A 22,461-nucleotide genomic window follows, 5' to 3' on the forward strand; every position below is an offset into this window, starting at 1 on the left:
GAGGGGAAACAAAAAAGGCCACCCGAAGGTAGCCCGTAGTAATGATTGTGAAGGCTGGAGTCGAACCAGCTTCCATCGGTGCGCTGCCGATTGGGTTACGCGCGCCTTGTGGCTACTTATCCAGAATATTCACCGCAAAACTATTCCCTAGCTCGCCGCTGAGCTTCATCACAATGGGTATCGCTTTGCCGCGCCAGGGAAGTGTGCCTGGTCTCACCGGGATGTCGTCACATACTCAAAGCGATTTCCGTTGTGTAGAAAATAAATAGCCCCACTAATACAGGCAGGGCTTAATTTATTTTATTCGTGTAGGCGTTAACGACACATTTCAGCTTTAGCTTTCATGTAAGCCTCGTGAGCCAACTCCGCAGTTTGGAAACTACCGAGATCTTTGCGTTTCCCGTTGACGCTAATCGCAGAACGCCACAGGCCACGATCCTTGCACCAGTTTGCTCCAATTAGCCCAGATTTCGCACCTTTTCTGGCCTTATGCCTGTTCTGCTGATTAACAAACTGGGTAACGATACGTAAGTTGTCCCATCGGTTATCTTTGGGATTGCCATTGATATGATCGACACACTTATCAGCTGGCGGCAGCGCACCATCCATGTATAAAAAAGCCAACCGATGAGCGAAGATTAATTTCTTATCGATCATTATCTGGATATAGCCGTACGTATCTGCGTTCCCGGCTATATTGCCTGGCGTAGACCGAGAGTTTGTTCGCTTGATCCAAACAAATAAACCAGTCAAAGGGTCGTACTTCAGAACCTCTTTCAGCCGTTCTTGCGTGATGCTCATGATATGCGTATGCCTTACTTTGAAATGAACCTTTGCCGCACAGGAAACCAGCCCGTCGAGGCTCGCCAGCGCTAACTGACTTCCTCAAAGGCTCATTTCAAATGGATTGGTTCGACGTATTGAATGCGCGGGCGGTGCGCGGGAAATGCGGGTACAAAAAAACCCGCAACGTGGCGGGCTTTTCGAGGTTAATTATCTACAGGCGTTATACTCCATAATCAGAAGCTTACAAGACAACCTTATGCAAAGTCAACACTAACGTGCAAAAAAGTGTCGCCATTTGCTCCGATCATATTAATAAGTCGTTGCCTTCTCGAATTCTACAGCAGCATGACGCTCCCCCTGGCGCAGAGTGTCCACCAGCATTTCATAGAAGGGTTTCCAGTTGCGTGACCATGAGGATTGATGGAGGTCCGGGAGACGCTTCAGAATGGCACGGTGTACCGTAGCCGAGGAGATAGCAGAGAAGCCATTACCAGAGCAACGTTCACACGTTTTGAAAACCGGCGCGCCGCGGTCTTTAGTCGCTTTGCGGTCCAACACTTCGCCTTTACCGCCACACCTGCACCGGGCAAGGATCACTTTCTTTCCTCCGCATGTTCCGCAAACCCTATTCACCAGCTCATTTTTAATCTTCGGGGCCACCACTTCGGCACCGTCGGCGTCGAAAATACCAGGATGTTTAACCACATCCTCATTCCCGGAGATAAACCCGGTACCGCTGCAACAGTTACATGTCACGCTGGTAGCTGCCGAACGGGAGTAATCAGCAAAGGCAAATTGCGCCAGCATCTGCATACACCATCCGAACTGCCCACCAGCTGCTTTACGTACATTTTTCGGCGCGACGTCCATCGCGTAACGAGTCAGCGCCTGAACTGCGAGCTGTTCATCTGTTTTGCTAATGCCGGCCTTGCCGAAGAAAGCAGCCAGGCCAAAGCGCGCACGGCTGCTGGTGGTGCCAATCGCCGCCATTACATCTGTTCCTGTTAGGCGGTCCGGAGAGGTTCCTTTCACGTCGTCGCTGATGTGCATGCCCTGAGGGCTGAAATGTTTGAGTGATGCTTCCAGTTTCATACGGTTGCCCCCGCTGCCTTGATGGTTTTAATAGTCTGCATTGCTGGAATGCCTTTCTTTTGAGTAACGTCTGGTCTGGGCTTTCTGCTGTGGAGCTGAACGTTGCTTTGCTAACTCCTGGTCAATTGGGAGGAAGTGCCCGTTATAGAATCGACGGTAGATCGTGCCCAGCTCACCGTTGCGCTGTTTGGTCACGTTAATTTCCGCTATCCCCTTTGCTGGCGACTCAGGGTTATAAACTTCATCGCGATAAAGCATCATGATGAGATCAGCATCTGCCTCAATCTCACCTGAGTTTTTAAGATCGGAGTTCATTGGACGTTTATTTGGCCGAGTTTCGACACCACGAGAAAGCTGACTCAGAGCAAGAACTGGCGTTTTGTTGGATTTAGCCAGGCGCTTAAGCCCTTTTGACACCTCACCGACGGCAAGGTCATATCGTGCAGTGCTTTCAATTTTGATAAGTGCCAGATAATCCACGACCACCAGCGCTATTTCAGGATGCGCCAGCTGCAGGCGGGTAGCTATCTGTTGAATCTGATCAACTGTCAGATCGGTGGAATCAACCATCCAGATGCTACGACCAGTCAGGCGCTCTACACCGTTTGTCAGTCTGGCCCAGTCTTCATCATCAAAATCAGCGGCCTTTTTCAGGCGTGAAACCGACATACCACCCGCAGCGGATACCATCCGCTCACCGATCTGGATATTTGGCATTTCCATGCTGAAGAACAGGACACCACGGCCCTGCTCAGAAACTTTGTCGATGATATCCAGAGCCAGCTCTGTTTTACCCATCGACGGCCGCGCAGCGATAAATACCAGGTCTGTTGGTTCAATGCCGCCAGTCTTTGCATCAAGCTCTTCAATACCCGTCATGAGGCTTCTGGCTTCTTCGAGCCCGCGGTTGCGTGCATCTACCCGATCCACTACAGCAGGAAGAATGTCGTCGATATGAACTGGCTGAACAGTCTTTTCTTCGAGAGAAATTGCGGCAATGCTATTCTGTGCGGCCCTGAATGCCGATAAAGCTGCATCACCATTGTGAGCACTCCGCAGATCTGCCAGCGCCCTTTCAATTACAGCTTCGGCATCGCGAACAGCTGCATTACGCTCCAGCGTCGAAACGTAGGAAACAAGCGCCGACTTCGCCCATGCGATACGGCTCGAATCCAGAATGATTGCGCTGTGTTGTGGCATGTTTTCGCAGAGCAGTACTGGGTCAATAACACCGGATCCACGCGACTGACGGCAGATCCCAGTGTAGATTTCCCGATACTGCGGTACCGAGAAAGCGCTCGCCGGAACTCTGGAGAGAATATCCAGTACCTCAGGGTCGGCACCACGCAGAAAAATTGCGCCAATCACAGCACCTTCCAGATCTTCATTTTTCCAGACAGGCGTCATGCTACAACTCCTGACGCGATAGCGCGGAAACTTCCCCAGCCAAATGCCAGTCGGTTGCGTCCACCATCGGTAACCCGGTCCACGATTCGCTCACCAATCGTCTCTTTCAACTGGTCGAATGTAAGATTGCTGATCAGGATTGTTGGCAAAATGCTTTCGTACCGGGCATTGATGATTTCCTGCAGGATGGTCATTTCAGTCGGGCTGCCGAACTGAACGCCAACTTCGTCGATAATCAGCAGATCCAGTGAAGCAAAGCGCTCAATGACGTCTTCCTCGGTCATTTCGGCATTGTGGCGCCATGTGCTTTTTACCGCTCGGGTGAGGCGCATGACATCGGTGATTTCCACATTCGCAAGGTGATCCCGGATGATGCTCTTTGCCATAGCAACTGCCAGGTGATTTTTGCCGGTACCACAATTTCCTGTCATAACGAGCCCAGTTCCAGCTTTAAGGCGTTCAGGCCAGCTGGTGGCATAACGCTGACAAGCCGCGAGATTTCTGGCGGCATCCTGATTTATGGCCTGGTAGTTATCGAATTCACATGCTTCGAACCGTCGTGCGATCCCGGCATTGTCTATCAGGTCGGCTACTCGCAATGTACGCAGACTGGATTCAATGCCAGCAAGTTCCGCTTTCACACACTCCGGGCATTGGGAGTGCTTAACATTTTCAACGCCTCGATAGGCTTTTCCAGTGAGGGAAATACGCTGATAATCACCATGTTTTTCACAGGCGGCGGCGTGGACGTTCCCTGACTCCCAGCTTCCCCACTGCCACGGTTTTTTGTGTTCCACAGCAAACGCCAGCTCTTCACGAAGCCCTTCGCGCTTTGCCACCAGAGCTTCCCTTTCTTCACGTTGTTTGATACTCAGCATTGTGATTTCTCCTGCTTACCAGTTGCAGTCTGATTGGCCATAGTCTTGTTCACTAAACCCCGAAACCGGCAGTCCACCAGGCCTACCGCTTACCGCACCAGATGGCGCCTGCCATGGCTCTTCGAAATGCCGATCGGGTCCAAAGAAGGTCGCCGCCTGTTTCACGTACTGCGTTCCGGCGCTACCGGTTGCGCGGACATATGCCGCATAGCGATTTACGCCATCCAGCATTGCCACAGTGGTAACACCGTCTTTGATTCGAGCTTTCCAGGCTTTCCAGGCAGCAGCTTTAGAATTACCGCCAGCACGTTTAGGGTATGCCTGCCAGGCCTGCTCGAAGTCGTTGGAATAGTTCTCTTTGGAAGAGCGTTTTTCAGAATAGGCTTTGCTAAACACGCGAATATCTTGTGATTCTTGTTTTGAATTTACTTGTGGATCATGTTTTGAATTTACTTGTGGATCTGGGGTCAGATTCTGACGGGTGAAAATGCCATTTTTGTCAGAATCTGACGGGTGAAAACCGTTTGAACATACAGAATCTGACGGTTCAGATTTTGAAGGGTCAGAATCTGACGGGTGAAAACCGTTAGTCCTGCGCTGCTGTTTCAGCACTGCCACTTTATCCTTCTCAATGCGTGCCAGAGCCTCGAGACGCTCGGCATTCAAATGATAAAGATTGGACGTATTGCGATTACCTTTACGGCGTGATTCACGACGCAGCCAACCGGAAGACTCCAGTTCTGCAATGGCGGTCCTGACCGTGCTTTCCCCGAGCCCCAGCTGGCGGCAAATAGTTTCAACACTCGGATAGCAGACACCATCATCATTCGAGTAGTCAGCCAGGCGTGCCATAATCACAAGTTTGGCTCCCTTAATGTCATGCGCGGCGCACGCGTCCCAGACGTTACCGAGAATTTTGCTACTCATAAAAACTCCTGAACTGGCGTGATTGTGTAGCCGCGAGCTGGCTCAACACGAACTGCAAGCCCGGTATCGAGAGCACCAATTTTTCTCACTTTCAGGAAACCTGCACGTTCAAGGGCCTTGATCGCCTTAAACATTGCCTGCTTTGAACAGCAACAGAATTCGTACAGTACCTGATGATCGATTACTCGCTCCCCTTCTCCATCCATAGATCCGCCCATCAAAATGCGAAGCATGACCAACCGCTGAAGTGGGTTATCGAATGAATATTTACGTACGAAGTCAGAGTGATTCATGATTCCTCCTGCATGCCGTGACATGTCACACCTCAGAACCGCTCTTGAAAACCAACTGTTCTTTTGTAATAACTGGCTTATTCACGAATGACTTTGATGCGCTCTCGATCGCCAATGCCAGTCTGGGGGAAGCATTGCGATGACCATAAGCAATGAGATTCAGGTATCCCGGAGATGTGCCTGATTTTTTAGCAAGATCTGCCCACTGCTCTTTTGTTGAGCACTTACGCCAAGCAAGTAATTGGTTGTTCATTACGGTCTCCTGTTGCAATGAATCAACTTTAGCTTTTTGCTAAATTAAATGCAATAATCATTTAGCAGTTTGTGTATTTACCACATTGCTAAATAATGAGATTATTTTGACATGGACATAAAAAGCATACGCAAATCAAACCTTGAGCAGCTCATTGTTGAGTTCCTGAAGCGCGACAGACATACGACAAAAGCAGCTTTCGCAGAATTGTGCGGGATAAGCCCTGCCCAGTTGAGCCAGTTGCTTGGGGGCAATAGCCATCGAAACATAGGCGACAAAATGGCCAGAAAGATTGAACAGGCCTTGGATCGTCCGTTTGGGTGGCTGGATAGTCCACACAATGCTCCTGACAGTATTAAAAGCGAGTTGGAGTATGTCGGATCAGTCCGTCCGGGAGCTGTACCAGTTGTAGGGGAAGCGATTCTTGGGATTGACGGAATGATCGATATGCTAGAGATCCACGCTGGATGGCTACAAATATACAGCGCGGATAGGGATGCCTATGGGCTGAAAGTGAAGGGAGACAGCATGTGGCCACGCATACAGTCTGGAGAATATGTCGTCATAGAGCCAAACACCCAAGTTCATACAGGTGATGAGGTTTTTGTGCGAACAAAAGATGGGCATAACATGATAAAAATCATGAGCAAAACTCGCGATGGCGATTATCAATTCTCAAGTGTAAACAGCGATCACAGGCCCATCACCTTAAGTCCTGATAGCATCGAGAAAATGCATTTTGTTTCAGCTATTGTTAAGCATACGCGTTATGTTGACAATGATGAAATGCCCGCCCTGTAAACCCCATCTTTATCCCCCTCCAACCGACCTGATGGTCGGTTTTTTTATGCCCACCGAAGAATAATATTAAAATAATTATATTATTTATCAAATACATAAAAGAAAAAGTAAATAATTTAGCATTTATCATTTGCATGGCTTTTACCATTTTGCTAAATTCACTTCATCAGCAGACAACGGAGCCTATGAAATGAATGTAGAGCAAATGCTTTCCGAGAACGGAAATGTCCACAAAATTGCGATGGATATTGATCGTGTAATCAATGCGCTTGAGTACGCAGAATCAGATCCAGATGTTGCATATAAACCAGCGGCACTCATTAAAATTTGTATCAATCAGTTAAGGGATAATCTTTCTGTTCTAAACCATGAACTTGGTTATGATTGTCCGGAGAATAAATAAATGAAAACTCCATTAGACATGCTTCATGATATCGTCGCTCAGATTTCCGAAGGCAATACTCTTCTGGAAATGATTTATAAAAACACCGAAGAAATGAACGAGGAAACTGATTGCGGCTTAGCCTGCCTCATTCGCTCTTTCGATAAAACCCGTGAAACAGCTTACGCATACATCGAAGAGTTAGCAAATAATGCAAAGACAGTTACCCCCCCCATCGGGAATAGAGATGATATTGCCGATGATATTTTTTATGCCACAGTCAGCGCTGCAAAACTCAGGGAACTGGCTCACGTATATAACGAATCATATTTTTCAGGAAAAGACAGTGATGACGCTGATTGCCTAATGGCATCACTTATTTTCGATAATACCATTAAGGTACATGAATTACTGAAAAGCATCGAAATAAAATTAAATTAATTAATAGGTAGTTTAAATCACACCATCCCTGGTGGGGATACGTGCAACCAAATTTCAGAGGAGATTGAAATGAACCAATTTGAAATAGATAGTCTTCTTGAATCAAAAGTTTCGCGGCGTAGGCATTTAAAAAGCCTGGAGTATGGTGTTGGTCATTATGACGTAGAATTCCCCAGCACTATTATCATCGACGGAATAATGTGCCACCACAGCGCTCACCGTCGTTGGAGCGGCATGTTATCTCGCTGCTACAAACCGCACACAGAACAGTTAGAGCACAGTTACGCCGGATGTACTGTTGCCGAAGAGTGGCTGCGATTCTCAAACTTTCTGGCGTTCTGGAAAGAAAATTATCGCGATGGATATGTGCTAGATAAGGACCTGCTACACCCTGGTAACAAGATATATGGTCCTGAATACTGCGTATTTGTTCCCCCAGCACTTAACTTATTTACAGGTGATCGCGCCCGTTTACGAGGGAAATACCCACAGGGTGTTATCTGGCATAAACAGTCCGGTAAGTTTCGGGCACGAATCAACGTAAACGGAAAGATTTCACACCTTGGGCTTTTCAACACCACACAGGAAGCCCACTTAGCCTGGCACACAGCCAAGATGCAACAGGCTAAGGACTGGAAGCCCACATGTGATGAGATTCACCCACTACTACATGCAGGCCTGATGAAAAAAATAGCGGGAATGCAACAGCGATTTACTCAACCACGTTAACCAACTTTTAAATGGGTAAGTAAATGTTAATCGATAAAGCGGCATACAAAACAGCATGTCTTTTCTTTATGGTCTATGGCGACGAGTACCGCCATATATCTGACCTTTTCATGCGTAAAGCTTACGGAGTCTGAATATGCTCAGTAGAGACAGTTCTCTAGAAACCGCAAAAAATACAGCAGATAACCTTTATCAATTAATGGAGTTAATCAACTCCAATATTATTGATATGGATATCGAGCAAATAATTTCCCTGTCTGGCCTCTGCCTTGATTTATCGGCTCAGGTTTCAATGTGGATGGATTCGGAGTTTGAACGCCGTGAAAAACAACGTAATTGAAACTTACCGACGCCGAATTTTAAAGGCAGCGTTATTACGCCACCAGCGTAAAACAGGCACTACCTGCATCGTTATTTCTCTTCCGAAAGGCGGGATAAGTACTGTCGAGCTGACAGAGATATTACTCGACGGACTTTTGTGCCGGTTTGAAAAAATGGCGAGAAATGAGCATGGCCCGGCGGCCGGCGATAAAGCTATCCGCGATCTTTACCGGAATGCAGTTGATGTGAATGGTCATGGCGAATACCTGACTGAAAGCGGAAAGCTGCTGGTTGATGAGCTTGTGGCAGAGCTGGTCGAACATGCGAAGAAAACAGCAGCCATCACGCAGGAGCATTCATGACACTTACAGCGATACGAATTCCTGAGTGGGTTCACCTCAAAGCGGTACACGTTTTAAGCCAGTTCAGGGCAAGGCGCATTCACCCCTGCCGAATGCACGGCTCCGGGAATTTCAGCCTCAAAGTTAACCATCGCTGGCGGCTACTCTCCCGCGATGGCGGCAAGAACTGGGAAGTAATGAGTCACGAACGATACAGCAAAGTTAAGGACCGGAAATGAAAGATAAACGCATCAGCACCACCTCAATTGACAGCGCCTTTGCCAAAGAGCTGCAGCCCGTTTACGTCGTATCACGACACGGCTACTCGCGCCGTTTCCTCAGCAGGAGCGCAGCGATCAGCAACCTTGCTCACTACATGGTAACCAAAACTTTTCATCGTGCCGGTTTGAATACCAACGAACCAGATGAGCCAGTTTTCAGCAACGGTATTTTGGTCAATCGCATGGGCCAGCACACACAGCAATATCTCTTTGCACATAACCGATGCATGAGGCGCATCCGTCGAATCCTGGAACGTAAGCGCAATATGCAGAAGTGGCTGGAGAAGTGGGACGCCATGCACGACCGCTACGTGAAAGAGCAGGCAGAACTGCAGGCCATCAAACCAGAGGGGCTGCGCTGATGATTGCTTACTTACGCGTTGTTCTCTCGCTGGTGATTGCCGCCAGTGTTTATGGGCTGTTCGTTCCGATCCTCATATCGATGAAGGACACGACAGCAGTTATATCCGGTTTTGCTCTGGCGATCCTGACCCCGCCGTGCATCTACGCCATCTGTAAGGGTCTTGTTGTAACCGTAACTAAGGAAAAGAAATGAAAAAAGCAATTATGGCTTCAATTATCGCCCTTTCAGCTATCGGCCTTGTTGGTTGTGATCGTGTTGAGCCTGGCAACGTTGGGATTAAGGTCAACAAGCTTGGCGACGATAAAGGCGTCGGTGAAGTTGTCGGTGTTGGCCGCTACTGGACCGGCTGGAACACTGAGGTTTACATCTTCCCCACCTTCAAGCAGATGAAGACCTACGACGACGCTTTTAATTTCCAGATGAGTGACGGCACAACTATCGGCTATCACATTGGCGTCGCCTATAAAGTTGATCCTACCAAAGTGACGACGGTCTTCCAGACCTATCGAAAAGGTGTGGACGACATCACCGACACCGATTTGCGCCAAAAGATTGCCGACGCCCTTAATCGTCTCGCAAGCCGCATGAGCACCGATAAGTTCATTGACGGCGGGAAAGCTGAGCTGCTTGAAAATGCTCTGAAAGAGATTCAGTCCGACATGGGTCCGGTAGGAATCCAGGTTATCAGCCTTTCTTACGTCGGCCGTCCGGAGTACCCGCCGACTGTTATCGACAGCATCAACGCCAAAGTCACTGCCAACCAGAAGACCCTGCAGCGCGAGCAGGAGGTGAAACAGCGTGAAGCCGAAGCAAACATGCTGCGCGCTGAAGCAGATGGCCAGGCAGACGCAAAGTTGAAGTTGGCGGAAGCGGAAGCGAAGTCTATCCAGATTCGTGGGCAGGCCATGCGCGAAAACCCTGAAGTGCTTCAACTGGAGGCCATCAACAAATGGAACGGCACTCTGCCCCAGTACATGACCAGCGGCGCCAATACTCCATTTATCCAGGTTAAGTGATTCACCAGCCCGGCGTAAAGCCGGGCACTCAGAAGGATATCGAGCATGAACACAGTAACGATCAATAAAAAACAACTGCCGGCAGTTGAATATCGCGGTCAGCGCGTTGTGACGCTGGCGATGATTGATGAAGTCCACCAGCGACCTGACGGAACTGCTGGACGTAATTTCCGAGAAAACAAGTCTCGACTTATTGAAGGAGAGGACTACTTCGAATTAGGTTCCGACGAAATTCGTCGACACCTGCCTGACGGTACTTTCTCCAAGTTTGCAGCATCAGGAATTGTACTGGTCGAATCCGGTTATCTGATGTTGGTGAAATCCTTTACCGACGATCTGGCCTGGCATGTTCAGCGCGAACTGGTTAACAGCTATTTCCGCACTCGCGCGCCGCTGACGGAAATCGAGATGATCGCCGCAATGGCCGCCGATGCCGTTCGCCAGCAGAAGCGCCTGAATCATGTTGAAGAGCAGATCGAAACGGTCACTGAAACTGTGGAGAACATCAAACGCGGGACCATGCGCGCCGGATATGTCGGTTACCGCCAGGTGGTAGCCAAAAGCGGAATGAGTGACGCCAAGTGCCGGAATTTGGTCAATGCCTACCGCATCCCTACAGACACGCACGAATTTATGACTCCAGACGGGCTTTTGTCACGTAGGGCTATCGTCGAACTGGAGCCGTTTATGGCCGCGTTTCGCCAGATGATGTCAGAAGCTGAACCGCGCGGCACCCGCTGGTATCACCCTAAAATGGGCCTGTTCCAGGCGATTGGGTGGGAGGGTTAAGAATGCACAAATTCTTCGTGGAGACAAACAACCTGAACACTATCAGCGATTGCCTGCAGCAGCTTGTTAACGCAGAAGAAGCGCAGCTCAGTATTGAAGAGCAACTGGCGAGATCGAACAGCAGTAGTGACTGGAGCACATGGCGCAAAAAGGCAGAGAACGCGCTGCGGCTGATCAAAGGGAAGCGTCGAATCATCACAGCTCGTTTGGCAGTTCTGCGTCATGAGGAAAAAGAGCGCAACCTGGAGCTGCACCAGCAGCACAACGACTTCCTGGTTCAGGCTTTGCGCGAAATCGTAACGCCCTCCTCTTTTGCGCGTTGCGTGCGTCTGGCTAAAGAGAAAATGGAGGAGATCCATGCAAACCAGTGCTGAAATCGTTCTTCTGGTGCCGAATGACTGGGTTAGCGAAAAGGTTCTGATTGCGGTTACCGGGCTCAAGCCCGGAACCATCACCCGCGCCAGAAAAGAATCCTGGATGCTGGGTCGCGAGTACCTGCACATTTCACCAGATGGTAATCCCAAGCCTTCGAGCGAATGCATGTATAACAGGAAAGCCGTTGATCAGTGGATCGAGGCGCAGAAAAAAAATCAACCAGGTGCGAAGACAGCATGAAAAGCAGTACACTCGTCAACGCTCCTGGACGTCAGGAGGGATCAATGGCTAATGCATCATACCCGACAGGCGTCGAAAACCACGGCGGTTCGCTCCGCATCTGGTTTCTTTATAAAGGTAAACGTGTCAGGGAAAACCTCGGTGTCCCTGACACTGCAAAAAATCGCAAGATAGCTGGTGAGCTGCGTTCTTCGGTTTGTTTTGCGATAAGGATGGGGAATTTTAACTATGCAGAAAAATTCCCAAACTCACCGAACCTTGCCCGGTTCGGTCAGGATAGAAAGGAAATTACTGTGCTGGAGCTTACCGAAAGATGGTCAGAGCTGAAGAGAATGGAGATCAGCTCTAATACCATGAGTAGGTACGAATCCATCATAAAAAACATGCTTCCGCGCATCGGCGAAAATAAAATGGTTTCTGCGGTTACCACTGAAGATTTGCTGTATGTCAGGAAGGAGTTGCTGACGGGCTTTCATGTAATGAAGAAGGATCACCGGACACAGGTAAAAGGCCGGAAGTCTTCCACGGTGAATAATTACATGATGCTGATGGCCGAGATCTTCCAGTTTGGAGCTGATAACGGCTACGCAAAGGAAAACCCGTTTAGCGGAATTAACCGGCTCAGGAAGGCAAAAGACGAACCAGATCCACTCACGACCGACGAGTTCATCAGGTTCATTCAGGCGTGCGGCCACCAGCAGATGCGAAATCTCTGGACCGTCGCCGTTTATACCGGAATGAGGCATGGGGAATTATGTGGTCTTGCATGGGAAGACATAGATCTCACCGCGGGAACCATTACGGTTAAGCGCAACCTTACCCAAACGTATGAGTTCACCCTGCCAAAAACCGAGGCAGGCACTGACAGGGTGATTTATCTCATACAACCAGCTATTGATGCCCTTAGGGATCAGGCCCAACTGACGCGCCTTGGCCGGCAGCATGAGGTTGAAGTGAATTTGCGTGAATATGGCCAGTCAGTCATACATCCATGCACTTTCGTTTTCAGCCCTCAATGCGTCAAGCGTGGGTCCCGAAGAGGATATCATTACGCGGTTAATTCGATTAATAAAATTTGGGCCCCGATAATCAAGCGCGCCGGCATTCGTTACCGCAACGCTTACCAGTCACGGCATACCTATGCGTGCTGGTCATTATCAGCAGGTGCGAACCCAAACTTTATAGCAACTCAAATGGGGCATACTGATGCACAGATGGTTTACAAGGTGTATGGAAAGTGGATGTCAGAGAAGAGCGGCGAACAGGTTACTCTGCTCAACAAGGCGCTTTCTCACATTGCCCCATCACTGCCCCAAGGCATGGTAGTAGCGCAGTAGAAAACCTTAAATTCAAGTGGTTAGCAGCCCTGTTGCTACATTTGTATAACACGGGGCACAAAATGCCCTCGACCATAAAACGCGCTTATGTTGTGATCGGGGTTCAATAAATCACTAAACAAGGTATACTCCGGAGTTGTTTATTGTACTAAACGCTCCTGTGAGAGGATGCTACTGCGCACCTATGACTCAATTCGCTTCTCCAGTTCTGCATACGTTGCTGGATACCGACGCGTATAAACTGCATATGCAGCAAGCCGTTTTCCACCATTACTATGACGTTCATGTCGCGGCGGAATTCCGCTGCCGTGGCGACGACTTGCTCGGTATCTACGCAGACGCCATTCGTGAACAGGTCAATGCTATGCAGCATCTGACGCTGCAGGACGAGGAATATCAGTGGCTTTCTGGCCTGCCTTTCTTCAAAGCCGACTACCTGAACTGGCTGCGCGACTTCCGCTATAAGCCGGAGCAGGTCACCGTGGTTAACGATAACGGCAAGCTGGATATTCGCCTTGCAGGTCCGTGGCGGGAAGTGATCATGTGGGAAGTGCCGCTTCTGGCGGTAATCAGTGAACTGGCTCACCGCTACCGTTCCCCGGAAACAGGCGTAGCGCAGGCGGTGGCCTCGCTGGAAAAGAAACTCGCTGACTTCTCCACGCTGACCGCAGGGCTGGACATGTCCCGCTTCCGCCTGATGGACTTTGGCACCCGCCGCCGTTTTTCGCGCGACGTACAGGAGGCCATCGTTAAACGTCTGCAGCAGGAGCCGTGGTTCGTGGGCACCAGTAACTACGATCTGGCCCGTCGCCTCAATCTGACGCCAATGGGTACCCAGGCGCACGAGTGGTTCCAGGCGCATCAGCAAATTAGCCCTGACCTGGCTAACAGCCAGCGCGCAGCGCTGGCCGCATGGCTTGAGGAGTACCCGAGTCAACTCGGAATTGCCCTCACGGACTGTATTACGATGGATGCCTTCCTGCGCGACTTTGGACCTGAATTTGCGGAGCGTTATCAGGGGTTGCGCCACGATTCCGGAGATCCGGTTGAGTGGGGTGAGAAGGCGATTGCCCATTACGAGAAACTGGGCATTGACCCGATGAGCAAGGTGCTGGTCTTCTCCGATAATCTCGATCTGGCGAAAGCCGTCGAACTCTATCGCCATTTCAACGCCAGAGTGAACCTGAGCTTCGGGATCGGTACCCGGTTAACCTGCGACATTCCTCAGGTAAAACCTCTGAATATCGTGATAAAGCTGGTGGAATGTAACGGCAAACCGGTGGCGAAACTCTCCGACAGCCCGGGCAAAACCATCTGCCATGACAAGGCGTTTGTCCGCGCGTTGCGCAAAGCCTTCGATCTTCCCCAGATCAAAAAAGCCAGTTAAGCGCTTAAGGGAGCCTTCATGGCTCCCCTCTTCTTATTTATTTCTCAATTCTTCCCTTTTGACCGCGAAATTTACTTGTCTGATAGCGGATGGCAGGTAACATAGATATCCCCCCATAAGGGTGGACAAGTGTTTATTTTTTCCGACTATTAACAGAGAGAATATTATGAGCGTTGTGCCTGTAGCCGACGTACTCCAGGGCCGTGTCGCCGTTGACTCAGAAGTCACCGTGCGCGGATGGGTGCGTACCCGCCGAGATTCTAAAGCTGGCATCTCCTTCCTTGCCGTCTATGACGGTTCCTGCTTTGATCCTGTACAGGCCGTCATTAATAATTCTCTGCCCAATTACAATGATGACGTTCTGCACCTGACGACGGGCTGTTCCGTAATTGTCACCGGCGTGGTCGTGGCATCCCCGGGCCAGGGTCAGAGTTTCGAAATTCAGGCTTCTGCGATTGAAGTCACCGGCTGGGTTGAAGATCCGGATACCTATCCGATGGCGGCAAAACGTCACAGCATTGAGTATCTGCGTGAGGTAGCTCACCTGCGTCCGCGTACCAACCTGATTGGTGCGGTTGCCCGTGTCCGCCACACGCTGGCGCAGGCGCTGCATCGCTTCTTCGATGAGCAGGGTTATTTCTGGGTATCTACCCCGCTGATCACCGCCTCCGATACGGAAGGTGCCGGTGAGATGTTCCGCGTCTCGACGCTGGATCTCGAAAACCTGCCGCGCACCCCGGAAGGTAAAGTGGACTATGACAAAGACTTCTTTGGTAAAGAGGCCTTCCTGACCGTATCCGGTCAGCTCAACGGCGAAACGTACGCCTGCGCGCTGTCTAAAATCTACACCTTTGGCCCTACCTTCCGTGCCGAAAACTCCAACACCAGCCGTCACCTGGCAGAATTCTGGATGCTGGAGCCTGAAGTGGCGTTCGCCAACCTGGACGATGTCGCGGGTCTGGCGGAAGCGATGCTGAAGTATGTCTTCAAAGCGGTGCTGGAAGAGCGTCCGGACGACATGAAATTCTTCGCCGAGCGCGTAGACAGCGACGCGGTAGCCCGTCTGGAGCGCTTCGTCTCTGCCGATTTTGCGCAGGTGGACTACACCGACGCGGTGGCGATCCTCGAGAAATGCGGTGAGAAGTTCGAGAACCCGGTTTACTGGGGCGTAGACCTGGCGTCTGAGCACGAGCGCTATCTGGCCGAGAAGCATTTCAAAGCGCCGGTTGTCGTTAAAAACTACCCGAAAGACATTAAGGCCTTCTATATGCGCCTTAACGAAGACGGTAAAACCGTGGCAGCGATGGACGTCCTGGCGCCGGGCATCGGTGAAATCATCGGTGGCTCTCAGCGTGAAGAGCGTCTGGACGTGCTGGACGCGCGTATGGAAGAGATGGGTCTCAACCCTGCGGACTACAGCTGGTACCGCGATCTGCGTCGTTACGGTACCGTACCGCACGCCGGTTTTGGTCTGGGCTTTGAGCGTCTGATCGCCTACGTGACCGGTGTGCAGAACGTTCGTGACGTGATTCCGTTCCCACGTACGCCACGTAACGCCAGCTTCTAATCGGTAAAAGACTAAAATGGCCAGCCTGTGCTGGCCATTATTTTATCCTGTATTGTCAGTTTTCGTCAGCGCAAAGTCAGCATCTTCAAACCTTCACCCCGTCACAACCACTACCTGTTACGTTTTGTTTCCGCGAAATATCCAGCCACAAAAAACAAACCCCATTCTTATTGCGCTTATTACATCCTCAAGCAATAGCACAAATTTCAACCAATTTTACAGCCATCCAGAAGGCTTTTCGGCGTCATAAGAAAAAACGAGTCGTTTATCGTCTGTTTATATGAATTGCCTTTATCCAAATTAATCATAAGGAATTCATATATATAGGATAGATACTGTCGCTTAATTCACCAGGGCGCTCTGAAGTTTGAGGTGGTTCACAAAGTTCCCAAAAATACACATTTAGTTACATATATTTTCTTTTGGTAACTCAATCTTGAAAATTGTAGCACTTTCAGGCTAGCGAAACGCTTCGGCGAATGGAAAGATGCCTGTCAGATACATAAAGACACCAAACTCTCATCAATAGTTCCGGAAATATTTATTGACAGAATTTATTGACGGCAGTGGCGAGTGTCATAAAAAAACCAATGAGGGTAATAAATAATGATGAAGCGCAATATTCTGGCAGTGGTAATCCCTGCCCTGCTGGTAGCCGGTGCAGCCAACGCTGCAGAAATCTATAACAAAGACTCTAATAAACTAGATCTTTACGGGAAAGCGGTTGGTCTGCATTACTTCTCTGACTATGCTGGCAACGATGGCGACCAGACTTACGCTCGTCTGGGCTTCTAAGGCGAAACGAAAATCAACGACCAGCTGACCGGTTATGGCCAGTGGGAATACAACTTCCAGGGTAACAACTCCGAAGGCGCCGATGCTCAGAGCGGTAATAAAACCCGTCTGGCGTTCGCAGGTCTGAAATTCGGTGATGCAGGCTCCTTCGACTACGGTCGTAACTATGGCCTGGTGTACGATGCAATCGGCATCACCGATATGCTACCAGAATGGGGTGGCGACACTGGCAAGAGCGATAACTTCTTCTCCAGCCGTAATGGTGGTCTGGCGACTTACCGTAACAGCGGCTTCTTCGGCCTGGTTGACGGTCTGAACTTTGGCGTTCAGTACCTGGGCAAAAATGACCGTGATGATGCAGTACGTTCTAACGGTGACGGTTGGGCAACCTCAGTTAGCTATGATTTCGAAGGCTTTGGCGTTGTGGGTGCATACGGCGCAGCTGACCGTACCAACAGCCAGCAAAAACTGGACTGGGGTAAAGGCGATAAAGCTGAGCAGTGGGCAACTGGCCTGAAGTATGACGCAAACAACATCTACCTGGCAGCACTGTACGGCGAAATGCACAACGCCGCGCGTTTGAGCAGCAAAGGTTTCGCTAACAAATCTCAGGACTTCTCTGTTGTCGCTCAGTATCAATTCGACTTCGGTCTGCGTCCATCCATCGCTTACTACAAATCTAAAGCGAAAGATGTTGAAGGCATTGGTGATGAAGATTTCATCAACTACATCGAAGTTGGCGCGACTTACTACTTCAACAAAAACATGTCCACCTATGTTGACTACCAGATCAACCAGCTGAAAGATGACAACAAACTGGGCATCAACAACGATGACACTGTAGCACTGGGTCTCGTCTACCAGTTCTAATCAGTACACCTCTTTGTTATATGCTTAATGAACAGGGCTTCGGCCCTGTTTTTTTATGCCTGACAGAAAATAATGGCGACTTTTGAAAAGCCGCACGCTTTTCGTCGCAAACGGTTGGCATTTTGTAAATCTACCGTTAACCTGATAGCGGATTTCACTTCTGTAATCACAATGGAACTTCTTCATGTTTGAGAACATTACCGCCGCTCCTGCCGACCCGATTCTGGGCCTGGCCGATCTGTTTCGTGCCGACGACCGCCCTGGCAAAATCAACCTGGGTATTGGTGTATATAAAGATGAAACCGGCAAAACTCCGGTACTGACCAGCGTTAAGAAAGCTGAGCAGTATCTGCTGGAAAACGAAACCACCAAAAACTACCTCGGTATTGATGGTATCCCTGAATTTGGTCGCTGCACCCAGGAGCTGCTGTTCGGTAAAGGCAGTGCAATTGTGAGTGACAAACGTGCCCGTACGGCACAGACCCCGGGCGGTACCGGCGCGCTGCGCGTGGCGGCGGATTTCCTTGCGAAAAACACCTCTGTGAAGCGTGTCTGGGTAAGCAATCCAAGCTGGCCGAACCACAAGAGCGTATTTAACTCTGCGGGTCTGGAAGTGCGTGAATACGCCTACTACGACGCAGCAAACCACTCTCTGGACTTTGACGGCCTGCTGGCAAGCCTGAGCGAAGCGCAGGCGGGTGACGTGGTGCTGTTCCACGGCTGCTGTCACAACCCAACCGGTATCGATCCAACGCTTGAGCAGTGGGAACATCTGGCGAAGCTGTCCGTAGAAAAAGGCTGGCTGCCGCTGTTTGACTTTGCCTACCAGGGCTTCGCCCGTGGCCTGGAAGAAGATGCCGAAGGCCTGCGCGCGTTCGCCGCAGTGCATCAGGAGCTGATCGTTGCAAGCTCCTACTCCAAGAACTTTGGTCTGTACAATGAGCGCGTAGGTGCCTGTACGCTGGTTGCGGCTAACGATGAGACCGTCGATCGCGCGTTCAGCCAGATGAAATCCGTTATCCGCGCTAACTACTCTAACCCGCCGGCACACGGTGCCTCTGTTGTTGCGACTATCCTGAGCAACGATGCGCTGCGCGCCATCTGGGAACAAGAGCTGAACGATATGCGTCAGCGTATTCAGCGCATGCGCCTGCTGTTTGTGAACACCCTGGCGGAGAAAGGCGCGGACCGCGACTTCAGCTTTATCATCAAACAGAACGGCATGTTCTCGTTCAGCGGTCTGACCAAAGAGCAGGTTCTGCGTCTGCGTGAAGAGTTCGGCGTGTACGCCGTAGCGTCTGGCCGCGTGAACGTTGCAGGCATGACGCCTGACAACATGGCGCCGCTGTGCGAAGCGATTGTCGCCGTACTGTAATTTGCGCCCATAAAAAAGCCTGCATTATGCAGGCTTTTTTTATTCGGGTTACCAGACAGGCATTTCATCCTGAAGGAACGGATTATGGAGCCGTTCATAGCCCAGCGTCGACATCGGACCGTGCCCAGGGATAAACGTCACATCATCACCCAGCGGCAATAACTTCTGTTTAATCGACTGAATCAGCTGTCCGTGATCGCCGCGCGGAAAATCGCTGCGTCCTACGCCACCTTTGAAAATCACATCGCCGGAGATCAGCAGACGGGACTGGTCATCAAAGAAGACGATATGGCCTGGCGTATGCCCAGGACAATGCAACACCTGTAAAGTCACATTCCCTATGCTAACGCGCTCTCCTTCGTTCAGCCAGCGATCGGGCGTCAGGGGCTGACACTCATCCAGGCCAAACATGCGGCTTTGGGCGGGTAACCCCTGTAGCCAGAACTCATCTTCTTTTTCCGGACCGACAATCGGCACGCCGTAGTGTTCAGCCAGTTCAGCCGCTGCGCCCACATGGTCGAGGTGACCATGCGTCAGTAAAATCTGCATAAGCGTCACGCCGCTGTCGGCGACTTCCTGCTTGATCTTCTCAGCGTCACCGCCGGGATCGACAAGCGCGGCCAGTTTAGTCTGTTCGCACCAGATGAGTGAGCAATTCTGGGAGAACGCGGTAACCGGAATAATACGATAGTTCATACTGCTCCTGTGTTTCGTTATTACCAGTGCCGAACCGGACCGGTATCAATATGCACAAAGTTGCTGCTGGGGTAATATCCTACACCACCTGCGCGCATAGATAACGCAGCTTTGCGAATATTGGCTAACGAAACGCCCTCAATATGGAAATCCATTGCCTGTCCCTTCGTGTGATAGCTTTTTTTCGCTACCCCGCGACTGTGGGCGCGCAGTTCATTATTGGTATCAACTGAGCGATAACCAGAAATAAGCTGCACCGGCTTGCTGGTGCCCAGCAGGCCCTGAAGGCGGTAAAGCTGATCAAACAGTCCTGGATCGATGGCTTTTATTTTATTCGCGCGGAAATCACGGAAAAAATGGTTAAGTCTTGCTAATTCATCCTGAATATAGCCTCTGCCATCGAAGAACTCCGCTTTTAGCGACTCACCGGTATGAAGATTGTTGAGCGTTAAAACTCGCGGACGAGGTGTCGAGAGGGTGGCAAATGCTGGCGTCGGCAAGATGGCCGCTGCGCCAAGCGCAACACCACCTAACGCCAGCAGTTTGCGGCGATTAGCGTCAAATTTGTCCATGATAATCAGGTCTACAGGTAAAAGAAATCGTAATATGCTTAGCGCACGAAGGGCACCTTAACTGGCAAAACCGGGTACGTCAAGGCGCCCAACCCCAGTGAATACGCGGCTTGCAGCGATATTGCCCCTTATTCACCCTAACTTACGACAATCATTTTTCCCGAACTGCTTCATTTACCTGATTAATTGTTCCGCTTTTGGCAAAATTTGTGCGCCGGATCGCGCGGTGAGATCATAATTGTAAATATCTGTACGGTACTGAGTCCGCCCGTCTTCGCCCACAAACGCCGTCAGATAGTAGAGATTGACCGGAATATTGTGGCGAATATTAACGTAACGCGTATCCCCTTGTTTCAGGGCATCCGAAATGCGCGTATCGTTCCAGCCCGCATCCTGCAGCAGCATATTGGCCAGCTCCGAGGCTTTGTTCACGCGCACACAGCCAGAACTCAGCGCGCGCGTATCTTTCTGGAACAGGTTGTGGTTCGGCGTATCGTGCAGATAGATAGCGTCTGAACTCGGCATATTGAATTTGTAACGCCCTAAAGAGTTATGCGCCCCGGGTGCCTGTTGGAAACGGAACGGCAGATTAGAAGCCGTGATTGTCGACCAGTCGACCATATAAGGATCGATAGCCTCTTTACTGTTCCATCCACGCATCACCGTATAGCCATGACGTTCCAGATAACCCGGATCGTTCCAGACCTTCGGCAGAATGTCTTTACGCGCCAGCGTCGGCGGCACGTTCCACGGCGGGTTAACGACTACATTATTGAGCGCGCTGCTCATCATCGGTGTTTTGCGATCCGGACGCCCGACAATCACGCGCGACGCCAGTTTTTCGCTACCGTCCTGGTAATAGACCAGGGAATACGCCGGAATGTTAACCATAATGCCGGTAGAGAGGGTTCCCGGCAGCAGGCGCAAACGCTGGATATTGAGCGCCAGCACCCCTGCCCGCTGCGCAGGCGATACGTTCAGCCAGTCTCGCGTCGTCTGGCCAATGACGCCATCGGCTCCCAGTCCCTGAGCGGCCTGGAATTGCTTCACTGCCGCAACCAGCTCGCGATCGTATGCTGCGGGTTTATTGCTGACGGCAATCGCTTTTTTCTCTTTCACGGGCGCTGACGGGCTGACCGCCGCGTTTTGCGGATCGTCGCCTGGCAGGGCGATATGTGGCCCGCCTTCAAGAAGACCCGAGCGCGTCAGGATCTCGCGCAGAGCAGGCACATCGCTGCTCCACTGCCCCGGACGCAGCGTCGCGGCGCCGCGCATCTGCGGCCATGGGCGCGAGTCGCCCACCAGCGCGAGGAGCGACTGGTGAAGCGTGGCGTATTGTGGATGCGCCGGTGCGAGGCTGGCAATAAAGCGCGGCAGTTCGCCATTATCGAGGGCTAACTGCCACTGGTTAATCACCGACAGCGCTGGCGTCGCGAGCTTATACGGCTTATCGCTGTACAGCCAGCGGTTGCCATTGACCGGAATACCCGCCACGAACTGCAGGTAACCCATCATGGCATCGGAAAGCACCACATCTCTCGCCTGCCCTGTTACGGCAGGATCGGTTAACAGCTCAACCCACTTTGTAAACTGCGGCTGAAACCCTGCAATTGCGACCTCCGCCAGCTGCTGCTGGAAGGCGCGCACGGCATCGCGGTTTTCCCACATCGGTTTCATATCGCGGGCAGCATAAAGCAGCGTGAGCTGATTGAGATAGACAGGTGTGTAGCCTGACGGCAGCCCCGACTGCAGCTGCTGGCTGAGCGATTCGGCGTCGATGCCTTCCGGCAGCGGCTTAATACCGGCCATGATCGCTGTCGCCGGAGATTGCTCCAGCGGCTGGGACAACGACGTAGGCTGCGTGCCTGTCGTTGCCGAGCTGTCAGTCGGCACAATTTCAGGCTCGTCGGCCTGGGCGGTTAACAGTGGAGCAAACATCACTGCCAGACATAAACTTAGCGCCGACAGCTGACGACCACATTCTTTCTTAAGCAACATCCCTTGCCCCCTGTTTTCACGACATGCCCATCACGTTGGGGCTTTCTTTCATTATAGGTAGACGGCTAAGCTGTTGCCTTACCTTATGTAAAGAAGTTTAAAGATAACGCAGCCCTAAGCACAAGTTAAGTTTAAAAAAAAAGCGGCG

26 protein-coding genes and 1 pseudogene are annotated in these 22,461 nt (G+C 50.9%); 17 read left to right on the forward strand and 10 right to left on the reverse strand.

Annotated features, from left to right (window positions below; all coding sequences use genetic code 11):
• Positions 1-315 precede the first annotated feature (315 nt).
• The 7 genes from LLF79_RS07450 to LLF79_RS07480 form a co-directional block, all read right to left on the reverse strand.
• The gene (locus LLF79_RS07450; RefSeq protein ID WP_023150205.1) at positions 316-801 is read right to left on the reverse strand and encodes an HNH endonuclease; all 486 of its coding nucleotides are present in this window, start codon (positions 799-801) and stop codon (positions 316-318) included.
• Between the two features lie 294 nt (positions 802-1,095).
• Positions 1,096-1,878, reverse strand: a complete 783-nt coding sequence (locus LLF79_RS07455) for an antitermination protein (RefSeq protein WP_227879330.1) — start codon at positions 1,876-1,878, stop codon at positions 1,096-1,098.
• Positions 1,879-1,905: 27 nt separating this feature from the next.
• Positions 1,906-3,285: a replicative DNA helicase gene (locus tag LLF79_RS07460; RefSeq protein ID WP_227879331.1), complete on the reverse strand. Its 1,380-nt coding sequence runs from the start codon at positions 3,283-3,285 to the stop codon at positions 1,906-1,908.
• Positions 3,282-4,163 (reverse strand): ATP-binding protein, encoded by an 882-nt coding sequence (locus LLF79_RS07465; RefSeq protein ID WP_047363376.1) that lies wholly within the window; start codon positions 4,161-4,163, stop codon positions 3,282-3,284. Before LLF79_RS07465 ends, LLF79_RS07460 begins: the two co-directional genes overlap by 4 nt.
• A 15-nt stretch (positions 4,164-4,178) precedes the next feature.
• On the reverse strand, positions 4,179-5,090 hold the full coding sequence (locus LLF79_RS07470) for a helix-turn-helix domain-containing protein (RefSeq protein WP_047363375.1): 912 nt from the start codon (positions 5,088-5,090) through the stop codon (positions 4,179-4,181).
• Entirely contained in the window at positions 5,087-5,383 is a 297-nt protein-coding gene (locus LLF79_RS07475; protein WP_045888938.1) for a hypothetical protein, read from the reverse strand. The genes LLF79_RS07470 and LLF79_RS07475 overlap by 4 nt, the downstream gene beginning before the upstream one ends.
• Before the next feature lie 25 nt (positions 5,384-5,408).
• Complete coding sequence (locus tag LLF79_RS07480) at positions 5,409-5,636, reverse strand: transcriptional regulator (RefSeq protein WP_001064664.1); 228 nt, start codon at positions 5,634-5,636, stop codon at positions 5,409-5,411.
• 111 nt (positions 5,637-5,747) lie between these two features.
• Here LLF79_RS07480 and LLF79_RS07485 point away from each other — a divergent pair, with 111 nt between their 5' ends.
• The 17 genes and pseudogenes from LLF79_RS07485 to aspC all read left to right on the forward strand — a co-directional run bounded on the left by LLF79_RS07485 (position 5,748) and on the right by aspC (position 19,047).
• Positions 5,748-6,437 carry a S24 family peptidase gene (locus LLF79_RS07485; RefSeq protein WP_032635107.1) on the forward strand — a complete coding sequence of 230 codons (690 nt, stop codon included), beginning with the start codon at positions 5,748-5,750 and terminating at the stop codon, positions 6,435-6,437.
• 190 nt (positions 6,438-6,627) lie between these two features.
• Positions 6,628-6,840: a hypothetical protein gene (locus tag LLF79_RS07490; RefSeq protein WP_227879332.1), complete on the forward strand. Its 213-nt coding sequence runs from the start codon at positions 6,628-6,630 to the stop codon at positions 6,838-6,840.
• Complete coding sequence (locus tag LLF79_RS07495) at positions 6,841-7,260, forward strand: hypothetical protein (protein ID WP_032635105.1); 420 nt, start codon at positions 6,841-6,843, stop codon at positions 7,258-7,260. It abuts the gene before it with no gap.
• 69 nt (positions 7,261-7,329) lie between these two features.
• Entirely contained in the window at positions 7,330-7,989 is a 660-nt protein-coding gene (locus LLF79_RS07500) for a hypothetical protein (RefSeq protein WP_227879333.1), read from the forward strand.
• A 136-nt stretch (positions 7,990-8,125) separates the two neighbouring features.
• Positions 8,126-8,329 (forward strand): hypothetical protein, encoded by a 204-nt coding sequence (locus LLF79_RS07505; RefSeq protein ID WP_000952328.1) that lies wholly within the window; start codon positions 8,126-8,128, stop codon positions 8,327-8,329.
• The gene (locus tag LLF79_RS07510) at positions 8,310-8,672 is read left to right on the forward strand and encodes a hypothetical protein (RefSeq protein ID WP_111971761.1); all 363 of its coding nucleotides are present in this window, start codon (positions 8,310-8,312) and stop codon (positions 8,670-8,672) included. The genes LLF79_RS07505 and LLF79_RS07510 overlap by 20 nt, the downstream gene beginning before the upstream one ends.
• A gap of 214 nt (positions 8,673-8,886) precedes the next feature.
• On the forward strand, positions 8,887-9,294 hold the full coding sequence (locus LLF79_RS07520; protein ID WP_227879334.1) for a hypothetical protein: 408 nt from the start codon (positions 8,887-8,889) through the stop codon (positions 9,292-9,294).
• Positions 9,294-9,488, forward strand: coding sequence for a hypothetical protein (locus LLF79_RS07525; protein ID WP_127851176.1), 195 nt, complete (start codon positions 9,294-9,296; stop codon positions 9,486-9,488). Before LLF79_RS07520 ends, LLF79_RS07525 begins: the two co-directional genes overlap by 1 nt.
• Positions 9,485-10,312 (forward strand): SPFH domain-containing protein, encoded by an 828-nt coding sequence (locus tag LLF79_RS07530; RefSeq protein WP_042889584.1) that lies wholly within the window; start codon positions 9,485-9,487, stop codon positions 10,310-10,312. Before LLF79_RS07525 ends, LLF79_RS07530 begins: the two co-directional genes overlap by 4 nt.
• A 45-nt stretch (positions 10,313-10,357) precedes the next feature.
• Complete coding sequence (locus LLF79_RS07535) at positions 10,358-11,101, forward strand: ORF6N domain-containing protein (RefSeq protein ID WP_227879335.1); 744 nt, start codon at positions 10,358-10,360, stop codon at positions 11,099-11,101.
• A gap of 2 nt (positions 11,102-11,103) precedes the next feature.
• Positions 11,104-11,475, forward strand: a complete 372-nt coding sequence (locus tag LLF79_RS07540; RefSeq protein WP_044158718.1) for a hypothetical protein — start codon at positions 11,104-11,106, stop codon at positions 11,473-11,475.
• The gene (locus LLF79_RS07545) at positions 11,459-11,716 is read left to right on the forward strand and encodes an excisionase family protein (RefSeq protein ID WP_013097283.1); all 258 of its coding nucleotides are present in this window, start codon (positions 11,459-11,461) and stop codon (positions 11,714-11,716) included. Before LLF79_RS07540 ends, LLF79_RS07545 begins: the two co-directional genes overlap by 17 nt.
• Positions 11,717-11,760: 44 nt before the next feature.
• A complete protein-coding gene (locus LLF79_RS07550; RefSeq protein ID WP_227879336.1) occupies positions 11,761-13,053 on the forward strand; it encodes a site-specific integrase in 1,293 nt (430 codons plus the stop codon).
• A 184-nt stretch (positions 13,054-13,237) separates the two neighbouring features.
• Positions 13,238-14,440, forward strand: coding sequence for a nicotinate phosphoribosyltransferase (gene pncB, locus LLF79_RS07555; protein ID WP_023343692.1), 1,203 nt, complete (start codon positions 13,238-13,240; stop codon positions 14,438-14,440).
• Positions 14,441-14,606: 166 nt separating this feature from the next.
• Complete coding sequence (asnS, locus tag LLF79_RS07560) at positions 14,607-16,007, forward strand: asparagine--tRNA ligase (protein ID WP_021240867.1); 1,401 nt, start codon at positions 14,607-14,609, stop codon at positions 16,005-16,007.
• Between the two features lie 606 nt (positions 16,008-16,613).
• A pseudogene (gene ompF, locus LLF79_RS07565) lies at positions 16,614-17,672 on the forward strand (porin OmpF).
• Positions 17,673-17,856: 184 nt separating this feature from the next.
• A complete protein-coding gene (aspC, locus tag LLF79_RS07570) occupies positions 17,857-19,047 on the forward strand; it encodes an aspartate transaminase (protein ID WP_008499949.1) in 1,191 nt (396 codons plus the stop codon).
• Between the two features lie 48 nt (positions 19,048-19,095).
• Here aspC and LLF79_RS07575 read toward each other — a convergent pair whose 3' ends face one another.
• From LLF79_RS07575 to ldtD, 3 genes are all read right to left on the reverse strand, one after another.
• Positions 19,096-19,743 carry an MBL fold metallo-hydrolase gene (locus tag LLF79_RS07575; protein WP_008499950.1) on the reverse strand — a complete coding sequence of 216 codons (648 nt, stop codon included), beginning with the start codon at positions 19,741-19,743 and terminating at the stop codon, positions 19,096-19,098.
• Between the two features lie 20 nt (positions 19,744-19,763).
• Positions 19,764-20,315 (reverse strand): YcbK family protein, encoded by a 552-nt coding sequence (locus LLF79_RS07580; protein WP_008499951.1) that lies wholly within the window; start codon positions 20,313-20,315, stop codon positions 19,764-19,766.
• Positions 20,316-20,489: 174 nt separating this feature from the next.
• The gene (gene ldtD / locus LLF79_RS07585; protein WP_046091825.1) at positions 20,490-22,313 is read right to left on the reverse strand and encodes a L,D-transpeptidase; all 1,824 of its coding nucleotides are present in this window, start codon (positions 22,311-22,313) and stop codon (positions 20,490-20,492) included.
• Positions 22,314-22,461 lie beyond the last annotated feature (148 nt).

The organism is Enterobacter cloacae complex sp. 2021EL-01169, from assembly GCF_020733125.1.
Classification (GTDB): domain Bacteria; phylum Pseudomonadota; class Gammaproteobacteria; order Enterobacterales; family Enterobacteriaceae; genus Enterobacter; species Enterobacter roggenkampii.

Coding starts and splice junctions, on each gene's coding strand:
- LLF79_RS07450 (WP_023150205.1), bottom strand. CDS start 801: ATGAGCATCACGCAAGAACGGCTGAAAGAGGTTCTGAAGTACGACCCT.
- LLF79_RS07455 (WP_227879330.1), bottom strand. CDS start 1,878: ATGAAACTGGAAGCATCACTCAAACATTTCAGCCCTCAGGGCATGCAC.
- LLF79_RS07460 (WP_227879331.1), bottom strand. CDS start 3,285: ATGACGCCTGTCTGGAAAAATGAAGATCTGGAAGGTGCTGTGATTGGC.
- LLF79_RS07465 (WP_047363376.1), bottom strand. CDS start 4,163: ATGCTGAGTATCAAACAACGTGAAGAAAGGGAAGCTCTGGTGGCAAAG.
- LLF79_RS07470 (WP_047363375.1), bottom strand. CDS start 5,090: ATGAGTAGCAAAATTCTCGGTAACGTCTGGGACGCGTGCGCCGCGCAT.
- LLF79_RS07475 (WP_045888938.1), bottom strand. CDS start 5,383: ATGAATCACTCTGACTTCGTACGTAAATATTCATTCGATAACCCACTT.
- LLF79_RS07480 (WP_001064664.1), bottom strand. CDS start 5,636: ATGAACAACCAATTACTTGCTTGGCGTAAGTGCTCAACAAAAGAGCAG.
- LLF79_RS07485 (WP_032635107.1), top strand. CDS start 5,748: ATGGACATAAAAAGCATACGCAAATCAAACCTTGAGCAGCTCATTGTT.
- LLF79_RS07490 (WP_227879332.1), top strand. CDS start 6,628: ATGAATGTAGAGCAAATGCTTTCCGAGAACGGAAATGTCCACAAAATT.
- LLF79_RS07495 (WP_032635105.1), top strand. CDS start 6,841: ATGAAAACTCCATTAGACATGCTTCATGATATCGTCGCTCAGATTTCC.
- LLF79_RS07500 (WP_227879333.1), top strand. CDS start 7,330: ATGAACCAATTTGAAATAGATAGTCTTCTTGAATCAAAAGTTTCGCGG.
- LLF79_RS07505 (WP_000952328.1), top strand. CDS start 8,126: ATGCTCAGTAGAGACAGTTCTCTAGAAACCGCAAAAAATACAGCAGAT.
- LLF79_RS07520 (WP_227879334.1), top strand. CDS start 8,887: ATGAAAGATAAACGCATCAGCACCACCTCAATTGACAGCGCCTTTGCC.
- LLF79_RS07525 (WP_127851176.1), top strand. CDS start 9,294: ATGATTGCTTACTTACGCGTTGTTCTCTCGCTGGTGATTGCCGCCAGT.
- LLF79_RS07530 (WP_042889584.1), top strand. CDS start 9,485: ATGAAAAAAGCAATTATGGCTTCAATTATCGCCCTTTCAGCTATCGGC.
- LLF79_RS07535 (WP_227879335.1), top strand. CDS start 10,358: ATGAACACAGTAACGATCAATAAAAAACAACTGCCGGCAGTTGAATAT.
- LLF79_RS07540 (WP_044158718.1), top strand. CDS start 11,104: ATGCACAAATTCTTCGTGGAGACAAACAACCTGAACACTATCAGCGAT.
- LLF79_RS07545 (WP_013097283.1), top strand. CDS start 11,459: ATGCAAACCAGTGCTGAAATCGTTCTTCTGGTGCCGAATGACTGGGTT.
- LLF79_RS07550 (WP_227879336.1), top strand. CDS start 11,761: ATGGCTAATGCATCATACCCGACAGGCGTCGAAAACCACGGCGGTTCG.
- pncB (WP_023343692.1), top strand. CDS start 13,238: ATGACTCAATTCGCTTCTCCAGTTCTGCATACGTTGCTGGATACCGAC.
- asnS (WP_021240867.1), top strand. CDS start 14,607: ATGAGCGTTGTGCCTGTAGCCGACGTACTCCAGGGCCGTGTCGCCGTT.
- aspC (WP_008499949.1), top strand. CDS start 17,857: ATGTTTGAGAACATTACCGCCGCTCCTGCCGACCCGATTCTGGGCCTG.
- LLF79_RS07575 (WP_008499950.1), bottom strand. CDS start 19,743: ATGAACTATCGTATTATTCCGGTTACCGCGTTCTCCCAGAATTGCTCA.
- LLF79_RS07580 (WP_008499951.1), bottom strand. CDS start 20,315: ATGGACAAATTTGACGCTAATCGCCGCAAACTGCTGGCGTTAGGTGGT.
- ldtD (WP_046091825.1), bottom strand. CDS start 22,313: ATGTTGCTTAAGAAAGAATGTGGTCGTCAGCTGTCGGCGCTAAGTTTA.